This is a genomic window from Microbacterium sp. 77mftsu3.1 (genome assembly GCF_900100525.1).
In the GTDB taxonomy this organism is placed as follows: Bacteria; Actinomycetota; Actinomycetes; order Actinomycetales; family Microbacteriaceae; genus Microbacterium; species Microbacterium aquilitoris.
The window spans coordinates 105,842-119,433 of record NZ_FNCR01000005.1 but is presented as its reverse complement, the minus strand read 5'-3'; the positions used below and the strand labels follow the sequence as shown (position 1 = coordinate 119,433).

Sequence of the window (13,592 nt, the reverse complement as noted above, 5' to 3'; positions counted from 1 at the left end):
CCTACTGGCGCGGGACCGACCGGCCGGACGTCAGGAGCCCAGCGCTGCGGGCCTCAGGAACCCAGCGCCGCCGCGACGACCTTCCGGGCCTCCTCCTGCACCTGCGCGAGGTGCTCGGGGCCCTTCAGGCTCTCGGCGTAGAGCTTGTACACGTCCTCGGTGCCTGAGGGGCGCGCGGCGAACCAGGCGAACTCGGTCTGCACCTTGAGGCCGCCGATCGCGGCACCGTTGCCCGGGGCGTGCGACAGCTTCGCCGTCACCGGGTCGCCGGCGAGTTCGCTCGCCGACACGGCGTCGCCCGACAGCTTCGACAGTGCAGCCTTCTGCTCGGGAGAGGCGGGGGCGTCGACGCGCTGATAAGCGGATGCCCCGAACTCGGCCTCGAGCTCGGCGTAGCGCTGCGAGGGGGTCTTGCCCGTGACTGCGAGGATCTCGGCGGCGAGCAGGCACAGCAGGATGCCGTCCTTGTCGGTCGTCCAGACCGTGCCGTCCTTGCGGAGGAACGAGGCGCCGGCCGACTCCTCGCCGCCGAAGGCGACGGAGCCGTCGAGGAGCCCCGGGACGAACCACTTGAACCCGACGGGGACTTCGAGAAGGGTCCGACCGAGGGACGCGGCGACGCGGTCGATGATCATCGAGGAGACGAGGGTCTTGCCGATCGCGGCATCCTGCGGCCATCCCTCGCGGTGCGCGTACAGGTAGTCGATCGCGACGGCGAGGAAGTGGTTCGGGTTCATGAGGCCGGCGTCGGGCGTGACGATGCCGTGGCGGTCGGCGTCGGCGTCGTTGCCCGTCAGGATGTCGAACTCGTCGCGGCGGGCGACGAGGGAGGCCATCGCCGAGGGCGAGGACGGATCCATGCGGATCTTCTCGTCCCAGTCGAGCGTCATGAACTTCCACGTCGGGTCGACCTCGGGGTTCACGACCGTCAGGTCGAGGCCGTAGCGCTCGCCGATGAGGGCCCAGTACTCGACCGAGGCGCCGCCGAGCGGGTCGGCGCCGATCCGGACGCCCGCGCGGGCGATCGCCTCGACGTCGATGATCGAGGCGAGGTCGGCGACGTAGCCCTCGCGGAAGTCGTACTCGCCGAGGGTCGAGTCGTCGATGTCCGCGTGGCGGACCCGCTTGACGCCCTCGAGGCCCGCCTCGATGAGCTCGTTCGCGCGGTCGGCGATCCAGCCGGTCGCGTCGGTGTCGGCCGGGCCGCCGTGCGGAGGGTTGTACTTGAACCCGCCGTCGCGCGGCGGGTTGTGCGAGGGGGTGACGACGATGCCGTCGGCACGACCGGCATCCGCCTCGTCCCGTCCCCGGTTGTAGGTGAGGATCGCGTGGCTGAGGGCCGGCGTCGGCACCCAGGAGTCGCGGCTGTCGACGCGCACGTCGACGCCGTTCGCGACGAGGACCTCGATCGCGGTGTGCTCCGCGGGCAGCGAGAGTCCGTGCGTGTCGCGACCGAGGAAGAGAGGACCGGAGATGCCCTGCGCGGCGCGGTAGTCGACGATGGCCTGCGTCGTGGCGAGGATGTGGACCTCGTTGAAGCTGCGCGACAGTGAGGAGCCGCGGTGGCCGCTCGTGCCGAACGCGACCCGTTGGGCGGCGACGGCGGGGTCGGGCTTCAGGTCGTAGTACGCGTTGATCAGCGCGTCCACATCGATGAGATCAGAGGATTCGGCGGGCTGTCCTGCGCGGCTCATCCGCCCAGTCTGCCAGGGAACGCGGCGACGGTGCCTGCGTGTCGCGGATCCGCACCGGCTGTTCAGGCTGGCAGGCGTCCCGAGTCGGTCGTCATCCCCGCTGCGTGCTCGGCCAGTTCGTCGAGCACCGTCCGGAGGGCCGGCGAGTCCGCCATCGTCCGCCGGTGGATCGCCGACACCTCGCGGATCGACTCGGGCGAGACGGTGGGGATCGCGACGAGGTCCGGCCCGAGCGGCGGGCGCCCCAGTCGCGGGACGAGCGCGACGGCGATGCCCGCGCGGGCGATCTCGAGGTGGTTCTCGAACTCCATCGACTCGTGCACGATCCTCGGCGCTCCACCCACGCCGTCGAACAGGCGGCGCAGCCACTGACGGCAGATGGTCGACTCGAACGTCGCGACCCACGGTTCGCCGCCGATCTCCTCGGGCCGCAGTTCGGCACGGGCCGCGAGCGGGTGGTCGCGGTGAAGGATCACATCGGCGACGTCGGTGAACAGTGGAACCTCGACGAGGTGGTCGGGGATCGCGAGAGCCACATTCCCCCAGCGGTGCACGATGCCGAGGTCCCGCTGGCCCGACGCGACGAGGGCGACCGTCTCCCAGGGCTCACTCTCGCGCAGGGGCAGGCGCAGGTCGGGATGCCGCCGGCCGAGGTCCGCCAGCAGAGGCACCATGACGCCGCGCACGACCGTCGAGAAGGCCCCGATACGGATCTCGCCGGCGACCCGGTCGGGTTCACCGGCGCCGTGGAGGTCGGCGCGCACCCGCTCGAGGTCGGCGAGGATCGGCGTCGCCGAGACGACGAGACGCGTCGCGGACTCGGTGAGGACGACGCCGCGGCCGACGCGCTCGAGTAGCGGAACACCGGTGTCGCGTTCGAGCCGCTTGATCTGCTGCGAGACCGCCGACGGGGTGAAGCCGAGCGCCGCGGCCGCGGCGGCGACGCTGCCCTCGGTCGCCACGGCGCGCAGCGAGACGACGGCCTCCAGATCGATCATGAAGCGATGCTACCGATTCTGGTCGCGGAATGATCGCTTGTCCTTCATGGATACCGTGCGGTCGACTGGTCCCGTGACCCGCCGTGACATGCTCCTCGCCGCCCTCGTCGCCTCGCTGTGGGGGCTCAACTTCGTCGTCATCGACTGGGGGATGAGCGGCATCCCGCCCCTGCTGTTCGCCGCGATCCGGTTCGCCGTCGTCGCGCTCGCCGTCCTCGTGGTGCCGAGGCCGCAGACGGGGTGGCGCGTGATCGTCGGGGTCGGCCTGTTCATGAGCCTCGGCCAGTTCGCCCTGCTCTACACGTCGCTCGCGCTCGGGCTGAGCCCCGGGCTCGCTGCGCTCCTCATGCAGGCGCAGGCCGTCTTCACCATCGTGATCGCCGCGATCGCCCTGCGTGAGCGCCCCTCCGTCATGCAGGTCGTCGGCGTGGGTCTCGGCGTCGTCGGCCTCGCGATCGTAGCTCTCTTCCGCGGGGGCGACGCCCCCGTCCTCGCCGTCTGCCTCGCGCTCGCCGCTGCGCTGTCGTGGGCCGTCGGCAATGTCATCTCGCGACGCGCCGGCGTCGTCACCGGTGTCGGCCGCGGCGGCACGCTGTCGCTGACGGTGTGGTCGTCGCTCGTCGTGCCGGTCCCCGCGCTCGCCCTGTCGTTCGTCATCGACGGGCCCGCCGCGATCGGCGCGGGGCTCGCCGCCATCGGCCCGCAGGCCGTGATCTCCACGCTCTACACGGCAGGTCTCTGCACCCTGTTCGCCTACGCGGTGTTCAACGGGCTGCTCGGACGCAACCCGTCGGCGGCCGTCGTGCCGTGGATCCTGCTCGCCCCCGTCGTCGCGATGGCCGCCGCCGCGCTGCTTCTGGGCGAAGCGCCGAGCATCGGGGAGGTGGTGGGCGGAGCCCTGCTCGTCGCAGGCGTGCTGGTCAGCGGCATCCGTCGTCGCCAGGGTCAGCCGCGGGCGGTCGTGCCCATGGGGGTGCCCACTAGGCTGTCCGCGTGACATCCGAGCCCCCGGCCGCCCCCACCCGTCGCACGTACAGCTTCCTCGGCCCCGCCGGAACCTTCACCGAGGCCGCCCTCGCGCAGGTCCCCGAAGCCCGCGACCAGAACTGGCGTCCCGTCCGCAACGTCGGCGAAGCACTCGCCGATGTCATCGACGGGCGATCGGATGCCGCGATGATCGCCATCGAGAACTCGGTCGACGGCGGCGTCTCGACGACGCAGGACGCCCTTGCGACGGTTCCGGGCCTGCGGATCGTGGGGGAGTACCTCGTCCCCGTCGAGTTCGTGCTGGTCGCGAAGCCCGGCGTCCGGCTCGAGGACGTGTCGGTCATCGCCGCCCACCCGGTCGCCTACGCGCAGTGCCTTACGTGGCTGACGGGGACCCTTCCCGAACACTCGCACATCCCGGCTGCCAGCAACGTCGCAGCGGCCGTCGGCGTCGTCGAGGGCACGATTACCGCGGATGCCGCGATCGCTCCTCCCGGCATCCTGAAGCTCCACGACCTCGAGCTGCTGGCCGACAAGATCGGCGACAACGCCCACGCCGTCACGCGGTTCGTGCTCGTGAGCCGCACCGCGCCGCCGCCCGCGCCGACCGGTGCCGACAAGACGTCGCTCATCGTCGAGCTGCCGGAGGACCACCCGGGTGCCCTGCTCGAGCTTCTCGAGCAGTTCGCGACGCGGGGGATCAACCTGTCGCTGCTCGCGTCGCGCCCCATCGGGGACGAGCTCGGTCGCTACCGATTCGTCATCGACGCCGACGGGCACATCGAGGACGAGCGCATGGCCGATGCCCTCCTCGGGCTCCGGCGCTTCTCGCCCCGCGTGCTGTACCTCGGCTCGTATCCCCGCGCCGACCGCGCGATCGTCCGCTACCCCGAGCGGTACTCCGACGAGGTGTTCGTCGAGGCCCGCGACTGGCTGCGCGGCCTCGTCTCGGGCGAGCCCGGGGCCTGACCCCGCCCCGCCCGCGGCGAGAGGCTCAAGCGGCGAGGAGCTCCAGGGTCCGGATGCGGGACGGCGCGGCGTCCATCGGCTCGGCGTCGGTCGCACCGGCGACGGGCGACACCATGACCTCGTCGACGCCGTGGCGGGCGGCGAACTCGGCGAGGCGCGCACGCACGTCCTGGCCGGTTCCGACGAACCAGCGCGACATCATCGCGTCGAAGACGGGTGCGGCCAGGCCGTCGGATGCCTCAGCCGATGCGGCCTGCTCGACGGTCTCGAGCGCCGTGAGCGGCTTGCCGCCGCGCAGGCGTGCCATCATGCGGGCCTGCGGCAGGGCCGCGGCGCGGGCCTGCTCGTCGGTGTCGGCGACGACGGCATTGGCCGTGACGAAGGTCCGGGGCGCCGACAGTGTCTCGGACGGCTGGAACTGGCCCCGGTACAGGTCGAGCGCGCGCTCGAGCCCGTCGCCCGAGAAGTGGTTGGCGAAGACGTACGGCAGGCCCATCCCGGCCGCCAGCTGCGCGGAGTAGTCGCTCGATCCGAGCAGCCACACCTCGGGCGCGCTCGTCGAGGCGGGCGTCGCGTGCACGTCGTAGGTCCCACCAGAGGTGAACCGCAGCGTCGCACCCTCGGACGAGACGAGCGAGCGGATGTCGGTGACGTGGTTCGGGAAGCGCTCGACGTCGCTCGTGGTGCCCGACTGGCGCAGCAGCTGCGTGATCACCGGGTCGGAGCCGGGCGCCCGTCCGATGCCGAGGTCGATGCGTCCCGGTGCGAGGGCTTCGAGCGCCGCGAACTGCTCGGCGACGACGAGGGGGGAGTGGTTGGGGAGCATGACGCCGCCCGACCCGACCCGGATGCGGCGCGTGCGGGCAGCGGTCGCGGCGATGAGCACGGGCGGCGTCGTCGACGCGACGGCCGGCATGTTGTGGTGCTCCGCGAACCAGTAGCGCTGATAGCCGAGGTCGTCGGCGCGCTGCGCCAGCGCGATCGAGGCGGTGATCGCCTGGCTGCTGGTCTGTCCCGTGCGGACGGGGACGAGGTCGAGAACGGAAAGGGCCGGGGTCGCAGTGCTCATATCGAGAACTGCAACCCCGGCCGGGGGCGGCGCATTCCGCGCCGCGGTGGACTCAGCGGGCGATCCGCACCGTCTTCGACGTGCGGGTCGACGATTCGTATCCGCCGAGGCTGCCGGTCACCCGCACCGAGATCGCGTGGCCGCGGTCGGCGGAGGTCACTCGGTAGGTCGCCGCCGTCGCCCCGCGGATCACCGTGCCGTCGTTCAGCCACTGGAACGACAGGCGCGTCCCCTCGGTCCAGGTGCCGGCGCGCGCCGTCAGCGTCGCGCCGACCTTCGCGGCGCCGGTGATCGTCGGGGTCGCCGCCCGCAGAGTGCCCGCGGTGACCTTGACGGTCGCGGCCGACGTCTTCGCGGCCGTCGTGTAGCCGGCCAGCGTTCCCGTGACCCGCACCGAGATGCGAGCCCGCAGGTCGGATGCCGTCAGGCGGTGCGTCGCGGTGACGGCGCCCCTGATCGGCGCACCGTCCCGCATCCACTGGTACGAGAAGGCCGTGCCCTTCGTCCACGTGCCCGGCTTCGCGGTGAGGGTGGAGCCCACGGTCGTGGTGCCGCCGATGGTCGGGGTGCCGACCGTCAGGGTGACGGGTGCCACGGTGACGGTTCGGTCGACGCGGGCGCGGTTGCCGGCGGCATCCTTCACCGTGTACTGGAGGGTGTACGTGCCGAGCTTCTTCGTGTCGACCGTGCCGCGGACCTTCAGCGAAGCCGTCAGGTCGCCGTCGACCTCGTCGCGCGCGGTCACGCCGGCGAGGGCGTCGAACGCCGATCCGAAGCGGACGGTGGTGGATGCCGGGGCGCTGATCACGGGCTTCACGTAGTCCTCGCGGAGGCCCGCCTCGCGGAAGTGCGTCGAGTGCATGCCGAACGAGTCCTTCAGGTGCGGCATCCAGCAGGCGTCGTTGTGACGTCCCTCGGGGTAGACGGCCCACGTGTGGGGCACGCCCTTGTCGGTGAGGATCGTGTCCATCGAGCGCGCGGCGTCGTCGAAGCGGTACTCGTCGAACTCGCACGCGTCGAAGTAGAAGTCGAACTTCTTCAGCTGCTTCGTGGTCATGTCGCCGGCCTGCTTCAGCGGCGTGGGCAGAGCCGAGCCCGAGTAGCTCAGCGAGCCGATGTGCGACGCGATGGAGGAGAACATCCCCGGGTTCGAGAGGCCGAGCGACCAGGCGCCGAAGCCACCCATCGAGACGCCGGTGAGGGCGCGGAAATCGCGGCCTTCGAGGGTGCGGTACTCCTTGTCGACGAGGGGCACCATCTCGGTGAGGAACATGCTGCGCCACGGCGTGCCGCCGTTCGGCTGGTCGGAGTACCAGAGCGATTCGCCGTCGGGCATGATGACGATCGATTCGGCGAGACCCTGCTTCCACAGTCCGTCGAGGACGTCGTCGATGTCGCGCGGCTCCCACTCGCGGCTGCCGCCGTTGATGCCGTGCAGCAGGTAGACGACCGGGTATTCGCGGTTCGGCTCGCTCAGGTAGGACGGGGGCAGGTAGGTCGCGAACTCGCGCGGCTGACCCTCGAGGTCGGAATCCACCGTCTCGCGGAAGAACCGGGAATCGTTGCCGGTCTCGCGGAGCGTGGTCCCGTCGATGTGGAGGAACTGCTGGGATGCCGGCTGGAAGGTGTACGGCTCGCCGTCACGCGTGCCCGTGATCGTCCGGTTGGTGTCGACGACGAGGGCGCCGTCCTCGCCGGTGACGACCTCGACCTCGCTGTCGGTGAGGGTGAGGGAGCCCGACTCCTTCATCCAGTCGCGCAGCTCGCGGGCGCGCCGGTCCTTCGACCGGCCGTCGTGGAAGTAGCTCTTGTCGAGCGTCTTCAGGTACGCGTCGACATCGCCGGCCGCGAGAGCGGTCTTCTGCGCCTCGAGGACATCCGCCACGGCGGCCGACTGCGCGGCCGAGGCGCGGGGCCCGGTGATGCCGTAGACGTTCGCGCGGACGGCATCCTTCGAGTAGATCCCGACGGGTCCTTCGTACCAGCCGCCGCCGCCGTTCATGTCGTACAGGCGCACCGCGAGGGTGTTCTCGCCGCCGAAGTTCGGTGCGTCGGCCGGAACGGGGTAGAGACGCTTCTCGAACCACTGGCTGCTGGCAGCCGGCGGCATCGTGCCCGAGCCGCCGATGCGCTGTCCGTTGAGGAAGGCTTCGTCGACGTCGTCGAGGAACCCGAGCGAGGCGACGAGGTTCGTCCCCGAGGCGTCCGCGGGGAGGGTGAAGTCGAGCCGGTACCAGGCGAAGCCGTCGTAGTCGTCGAAGGGCGTGCCGTCGCCGGGGACGGTGATGTCCTGCCAGGACGAGTCGTCGAACTCCGGTGAGGCGTAGGACGGGTCGTCGCCCTTGGCGAACTTCCAGGTGCCGGCGAGGTCGAGCGAGACGGTCGAACCGGCGGAGGCGGGAGCGTCGCTGGCTGCCGCGACGGCGGTCGCCACCGGCGTCGCCGCCGAAGCGGGAACGGCGATGCAGAGGGATGCCGCGGCCGCGGCCACTGCGGTGACGGCGGCCAGGCGCCGCCGCGGAACGTGAGAATGCACGGACTCCTACTTCCTTGTGGGATGCCGGGCGTCTCTGCCCGGCTGTGACTGTGCACGTTCACGGAATCACCGATGAGAATGCTGTGAACGTGCACACAGAGAGTCGCACCGTCACGTCGGCGATGTCAACGCGATGCGCGCCTCATGCGCAAACGTGCACGCCGGTCAGGCTGAGTCGCGCCAGACCACGGGGCAGTCGAGGACACGCCCGCCGTTGCCGGGGTCCTCGCCGCGGAGCTGACGGAGGACGGATTCCGCCGCGGCGCGTCCGAGCTCGTCAGCCGGCTGATGCACGGTGGACAGCGGGGGATCGCAGCGCAACGCCCACGAGCTGTCGTCGAACCCGACGATGCCGACGTCGTCGGGGATGACGCGACCGGCGGCCTGCAGGACGTCCATCGCGCCCGCGGCGACGGCGTCGCTCGAGGCGAAGACGCCGTCGATGTCGGGTGCACGTTCGAGCAGCGCACGCATGCCCGCCTGTCCGTCCGAGTACGAGTACAGCGGCACCGGCTCCACGAGCTGCGGGTCGAAGCGGCTGCCGAGGGCGTCGACGAAACCCGCCAGGCGGTCGGAACCCGAGTCGCGGTCGAGGGCCGACGCGATCATCCCGATCCGCGAACGACCGGTGTCCATCAGTCGGCGCGTGATCTCGCGTGCCGCGCCCCGGTTGTCGATGGCCACGTAGGCCGCGTCGCCGATGTCGCGCGGGTGGCCGACGAATGCGGCGGGCAGGCCCAGGTCGGCGATCGCCCGTGTGATCGGGTCGCCGACGCGCGCCGAGACGATGATGACGCCGTCGATCAGTCCGCCGCTCAGATAGCGCGCGAGTCGCTCGATGTCGCGGGTGGTGTCGGCGATCATGAACGACAGCTGGTAGTCGGCCTCCGACAGCGCCGCGTTCGCGCCGAGCAGGATCGAGCCGATGTTGGGGTCTTCGACGAAGAGTGAGTGCGGCTCGTGGACGATCAGTCCGATGGCCTGCGAGCTCTGCATGACGAGGCTGCGCGCGGCCCGGTTGGGGACGAATCCGACCTTCGCGATCGCGGCTTCGATGGCCTCGCGCGCCTCGTCCGAGACGTACGGCTGTCCGTTGAGAACCCGGCTGACGGTCCCTCGGGAGACACCCGCCTCGTTGGCGACGTCCTTCACGGTCGCACGCCGACGTCGGCCGATGACATCCGTGCGGTCGCTGCTCACGCGTTCATCGTATGTGCACGCACACACGGCTCACACGCACCGCCGCGCCGCCCGCCGAGGGTACGGTTTCCCGTGATCCCCGGGATTCCCGGGAAACCAGGCGCCCTGCGGGGTCGTGTTGACATCCGAATCGCGTCTGCCTACTCTGTACACGTTCACAGAGCCTCAACGCGGAGGAACACCGCGCAGACCTGTGCACGTTCACAGGATCTGAGGAGAACATGTCGGCCCCCGCCCGCCCCTTCGCGCACGACGGCATCGCGTTCGGTTGTGACTACAACCCCGAACAGTGGACGCCGGACGTCTGGGACGAGGACATCGCGCTGATGCGCGAAGCCGGTGTCGACTTGGTCGCCATCAACATCTTCGGCTGGGCGCACATCGAGCCGCGCGCCGGCGAGCACGACTTCGCCCGTCTCGACGACATCATCGGGCGCCTCCACGCCGCCGGCATCCGGATCAACCTCGGTACCGGCACCGCTTCCACCCCCGCGTGGCTGACGACCGCCCACCCCGAGATCCTGCCCGTCGTCGAGGACGGGACGCGCCGCTACCCCGGTGGACGCCAGGCGTGGTGCCCGAGCTCGCCCGTCTACCGCGAGGCTGCCCTCGCCCTCGTCGACGCCGTCGCAGCACGCTATGGCTCGCACCCGGCCGTCGCGCTCTGGCACGTGTCGAACGAGCTCGGCTGCCACAACGCGCTCTGCCACTGCGACGAGAGCGCCGCGGCCTTCCGCGAGTGGTTGCAGGCGCGCTACGGCACGGTCGCCGAGGTCAACCGCGCGTGGGGGACCGCGTTCTGGAGCCAGACCTACTACGAGTGGGACGAGATCCTCACCCCGAAGGCGACGCTCTCCAGCCGCAACCCCGGCCAGGTCCTCGACTACCACCGCTTCAGCAGCGACGCCCTCCTGGCTCACTACCGCGCCGAAGCCGACGCCATCCGTGCGCACAGCGATGTCGCGATCACGACGAACTTCATGGTCACCGCGCACATCGAGAACCTCGACTACTGGTCGTGGGCGGCCGAGATGGACATCATCGCGAACGACCACTACCTCGACCATCGCCTCGGCGACCCCCGGTCCGAGCTCGCCTTCGCCGCCGATCTCTCCCGCGGTCTCGCGCAGGGGTCGCCGTGGCTCCTCATGGAGCACTCGACCGGCGCCGTCAACTGGCAGCCGCTCAACAAGCCCAAGGCTCCGGGCGAGATGATCCGCAACTCGCTCACGCACGTCGCACGCGGCGCCGACGGGGTCTGCTTCTTCCAGTGGCGTGCCTCGGTGCAGGGCAGCGAGAAGTTCCACTCCGCGATGCTTCCCCACGCCGGCACCGACTCCGCCGTCTGGCGCGAGGTCGTCGAGCTCGGCGGCATCGTCGAGCGCCTCGGCGAGGTCGCCGGCTCCCGCGTCGTCTCCGACGTCGCCTTCCTCTTCTCGTGGGAGTCCTGGTGGGCGACCCAGAGCGAGACCCGCCCGAGCCAGGCGTTCGGCTACCTCGACCAGGTGCACGCGGCGCACCGTGCCCTCCACGCGAACGGGCTCACCGTCGACGTGGTGGCCCCGGGCGCCGACCTGTCGGACTACCGCTTCGTCGTCGTCCCGGGCCTTCACCTCATGACCGAAGCGGATGCCGCGGTCCTCACCTCGTGGATCGCCGACGGCGGCACCGCACTCATCACCTTCTCGACGGCGATCGTCGACGAGAACGACCGCGTCTACACCGGCGGCTACGCCGGACCCCTCCGCGAGGCGATCGGCCTCCACATCGAGGAGTTCGCCCCCGTCGCGCCGGAGGCGTCGCTGACCCTGAGTGACGGGTCCACCGCGCGGCTGTGGTCCGAGCGGTCCCGCACCACCACCGCCGAGGTCCAGGCATCCTTCACCGATGGTCCCGCCGCCGGGATGCCGGCGCTCACCCGCAACGCCTCGGGCGAGGGTGCGGCCTGGTACCTCGCGACTCTTCCCAGCGAAGCCGACTACCGTGACCTCGTCGCGCGCCTCGCCGACGAGGCCGGAGTCGCTCCTGCCGCCGTCGTCGAGCCCCGTACGCGCGATCTCGAGATCGTCCGCCGACGCGGCGAGCTCGCGTCCTATCTCTTCGTGATCAATCACGGCGAGACCGACGTCCACGTCGACTCCGACGGTGTGGACCTCGTGACCGGCACGTCCGTCGCCGGTCGCGCCATCGTGCCCGCCGGCGCGGTGCGCATCATCAGAGAGGAGGCGGCCGTATGACCGCCACGGAAGTCCTCGTGACGCGTTCGACGGCGAAGCCGCCGCGCGCGAAGCGGATCCCGCGGGCCAAGACCCCGCACAAGGGGGCGATCGCGGTCTTCCTGGGACCGTTCGGCATCCTCTTCGCCCTCTTCTACCTGCTGCCGATCGGCTACGCCATCTGGCAGTCGCTGCTGGTCGTCCAGCGCGACGGTCTCTACGGCGAGCCCACCGAGGTGTTCGGCGGACTGACGCAGTACATCCAGGTGTTCCAGAACGCGCCGTTCTGGGAGTCGGTCGGACGGGTGCTGCTGTTCGGCGTCGTGCAGGTGCCGGTCATGCTCGGCCTCGCGCTGCTGTTCGCGCTGCTGCTGGACTCGCCGGTCCTCAAGGGCAAGCGGTTCTTCCGTCTCGCCTTCTTCGCCCCCTACGCCGTTCCCGGCGTCATCGCGGCGATCATGTGGGGCTTCCTGTACTCGCCGAACCTGTCGCCGTTCACCGGCCTCACGAACTCGGTCGACTTCCTCTCGCCCGAGATGGTGCTGTGGTCGATCGCCAACGTCGTGACGTGGGTCTTCGTGGGCTACAACATGCTCATCATCTACTCGGCCCTGCTCGCGATCCCCGCCGAGGTCTACGAGGCCGCGCGCCTCGACGGTGCCGGGCAGGTCCGCATCGCCTGGTCGATCAAGATCCCCATGGTGGCGCCCGCCATCATCCTCACGGCCGTGTTCTCGATCATCGGAACGCTGCAGCTGCTCGCCGAACCTCAGGTGTTCCGTTCGTTCAGCACGGCGGTCTCCTCCACCTTCACGCCGAACATGACGATCTACGCGACCAGCTCGGTGCCGAACCCGTACCTCGCGGCGGCCTTCTCGGTCGTGCTGGCCCTCGCCACGTGCGTCCTCTCGTTCGCGTTCTTGAAGCTCACCCAGCGGAAGGCCGAGCAATGAGCCTCCTCACCCGTACCAACGGCGCCCTGGCGACCGACCTGCCGAAGAGCCGGGGTCCGCGGGAGTCGATCCTCTCGCGCGGCGCGGCCCTGCTCATCATGGGCATCTTCACGCTCTACTTCCTCGTGCCCATCTGGTGGCTGTTCATCGCCTCCTCGAAGGACCGCGGTCAGCTGCTGACGACCAACCCCCTGTGGTTCGCCGACTGGAACCTGTTCGCCAACATCGGCGACCTGATCTCCTACAACAACGGCATCTACTTCCGCTGGCTGCTCAACAGCCTGGGGTACGCGGGTCTCGGCGCTCTGCTGGCGACCGTGTTCGCCGGCATGGCGGGATACGCCCTCGGCAAGTACCGGTTCCGTGGTCGTGAGGCGTTCTTCAACATCGTCCTCGGGGGCGTCCTCGTCCCGGCGACCGCGCTCGCGCTGCCGCTGTTCCTGCTGTTCAGCCAGGTGAATCTGACCAACACGTTCTGGGCGGTCCTCCTGCCGAGCATCGTGAGTCCCTTCGGCGTCTACCTCGCGCGCATCTACGCCTCGTCGTCGGTGCCCGACGAGCTCATCGAGGCCGCGCGCCTCGACGGTTCGGGTGAGGTCCGCACGTTCTTCACGGTTTCGACGCGGCTCATGGCGCCGGCTCTCGTGACGGTGTTCCTCTTCCAGTTCGTGTCCATCTGGAACAACTTCTTCCTGCCGCTGATCATGCTCCGCAGCCAGGACCTGTTCCCGGTCACCTACGGGCTTTACACGTGGAACACGCAGCTCAACCAGATCCCCGAGCTGCGCACCTACGTCCTGGTCGGCGCCTTCCTGTCGATCGTGCCGCTCATCATCGCTTTCCTCTTGCTTCAGCGCTTCTGGCGCAACGGACTCGGCACCGGTTCCGTGAAGTGAGCTCCTGCCGCGGGCGGACCCCTCGGCATCCCTGCAGTACCACCACCTGTCACCCGATCAACGATCAGATTGGA

The 13,592-nt window shown here is 70.1% G+C and carries 10 protein-coding genes; 5 read left to right on the top strand and 5 right to left on the bottom strand.

Features of this window, described 5'->3' with window-relative positions:
• Positions 1–53 precede the first annotated feature (53 nt).
• Entirely contained in the window at positions 54–1,694 is a 1,641-nt protein-coding gene (gene pgm / locus BLR68_RS13500; RefSeq protein ID WP_026302755.1) for a phosphoglucomutase (alpha-D-glucose-1,6-bisphosphate-dependent), read from the bottom strand.
• Between the two features lie 62 nt (positions 1,695–1,756).
• A complete protein-coding gene (locus tag BLR68_RS13495) occupies positions 1,757–2,692 on the bottom strand; it encodes a LysR family transcriptional regulator (RefSeq protein ID WP_018185594.1) in 936 nt (311 codons plus the stop codon).
• 73 nt (positions 2,693–2,765) lie between these two features.
• Between BLR68_RS13495 and BLR68_RS13490 the strand changes: the two genes are divergently transcribed.
• Together BLR68_RS13490 and pheA are read left to right on the top strand one after the other, a co-directional pair.
• The gene (locus BLR68_RS13490; RefSeq protein WP_018185593.1) at positions 2,766–3,689 is read left to right on the top strand and encodes an EamA family transporter; all 924 of its coding nucleotides are present in this window, start codon (positions 2,766–2,768) and stop codon (positions 3,687–3,689) included.
• Complete coding sequence (gene pheA / locus BLR68_RS13485; RefSeq protein ID WP_018185592.1) at positions 3,686–4,648, top strand: prephenate dehydratase; 963 nt, start codon at positions 3,686–3,688, stop codon at positions 4,646–4,648. Before BLR68_RS13490 ends, pheA begins: the two co-directional genes overlap by 4 nt.
• 25 nt (positions 4,649–4,673) lie before the next feature.
• Here the strand turns inward: pheA and BLR68_RS13480 are convergent, their stop codons facing one another.
• The 3 genes from BLR68_RS13480 to BLR68_RS13470 form a co-directional block, all read right to left on the bottom strand.
• Positions 4,674–5,717, bottom strand: coding sequence for an LLM class flavin-dependent oxidoreductase (locus tag BLR68_RS13480; protein WP_018185591.1), 1,044 nt, complete (start codon positions 5,715–5,717; stop codon positions 4,674–4,676).
• Positions 5,718–5,769: 52 nt separating this feature from the next.
• Positions 5,770–8,253 (bottom strand): alpha/beta hydrolase-fold protein, encoded by a 2,484-nt coding sequence (locus BLR68_RS13475; RefSeq protein WP_051082768.1) that lies wholly within the window; start codon positions 8,251–8,253, stop codon positions 5,770–5,772.
• A gap of 165 nt (positions 8,254–8,418) precedes the next feature.
• Positions 8,419–9,453, bottom strand: coding sequence for a LacI family DNA-binding transcriptional regulator (locus tag BLR68_RS13470; RefSeq protein ID WP_018185590.1), 1,035 nt, complete (start codon positions 9,451–9,453; stop codon positions 8,419–8,421).
• Between the two features lie 221 nt (positions 9,454–9,674).
• On the opposite strand from BLR68_RS13470, the gene BLR68_RS13465 reads away from it, so the two are divergent.
• The 3 genes from BLR68_RS13465 to BLR68_RS13455 are packed head-to-tail and all read left to right on the top strand — an operon-like array spanning position 9,675 to position 13,518.
• Positions 9,675–11,690, top strand: a complete 2,016-nt coding sequence (locus tag BLR68_RS13465) for a beta-galactosidase (RefSeq protein ID WP_018185589.1) — start codon at positions 9,675–9,677, stop codon at positions 11,688–11,690.
• On the top strand, positions 11,687–12,622 hold the full coding sequence (locus tag BLR68_RS13460) for a carbohydrate ABC transporter permease (protein WP_018185588.1): 936 nt from the start codon (positions 11,687–11,689) through the stop codon (positions 12,620–12,622). The genes BLR68_RS13465 and BLR68_RS13460 overlap by 4 nt, the downstream gene beginning before the upstream one ends.
• Positions 12,619–13,518, top strand: a complete 900-nt coding sequence (locus tag BLR68_RS13455; RefSeq protein WP_018185587.1) for a carbohydrate ABC transporter permease — start codon at positions 12,619–12,621, stop codon at positions 13,516–13,518. The genes BLR68_RS13460 and BLR68_RS13455 overlap by 4 nt, the downstream gene beginning before the upstream one ends.
• Positions 13,519–13,592 lie beyond the last annotated feature (74 nt).

What these genes read in the sequence shown, in the direction of transcription:
- BLR68_RS13455 (WP_018185587.1), top strand. Translation starts at nt 12,619, where the DNA reads ATGAGCCTCCTCACCCGTACCAACGGCGCCCTGGCGACCGACCTGCCG.
- BLR68_RS13460 (WP_018185588.1), top strand. Translation starts at nt 11,687, where the DNA reads ATGACCGCCACGGAAGTCCTCGTGACGCGTTCGACGGCGAAGCCGCCG.
- pgm (WP_026302755.1), bottom strand. Translation starts at nt 1,694, where the DNA reads ATGAGCCGCGCAGGACAGCCCGCCGAATCCTCTGATCTCATCGATGTG.
- BLR68_RS13465 (WP_018185589.1), top strand. Translation starts at nt 9,675, where the DNA reads ATGTCGGCCCCCGCCCGCCCCTTCGCGCACGACGGCATCGCGTTCGGT.
- BLR68_RS13480 (WP_018185591.1), bottom strand. Translation starts at nt 5,717, where the DNA reads ATGAGCACTGCGACCCCGGCCCTTTCCGTTCTCGACCTCGTCCCCGTC.
- BLR68_RS13495 (WP_018185594.1), bottom strand. Translation starts at nt 2,692, where the DNA reads ATGATCGATCTGGAGGCCGTCGTCTCGCTGCGCGCCGTGGCGACCGAG.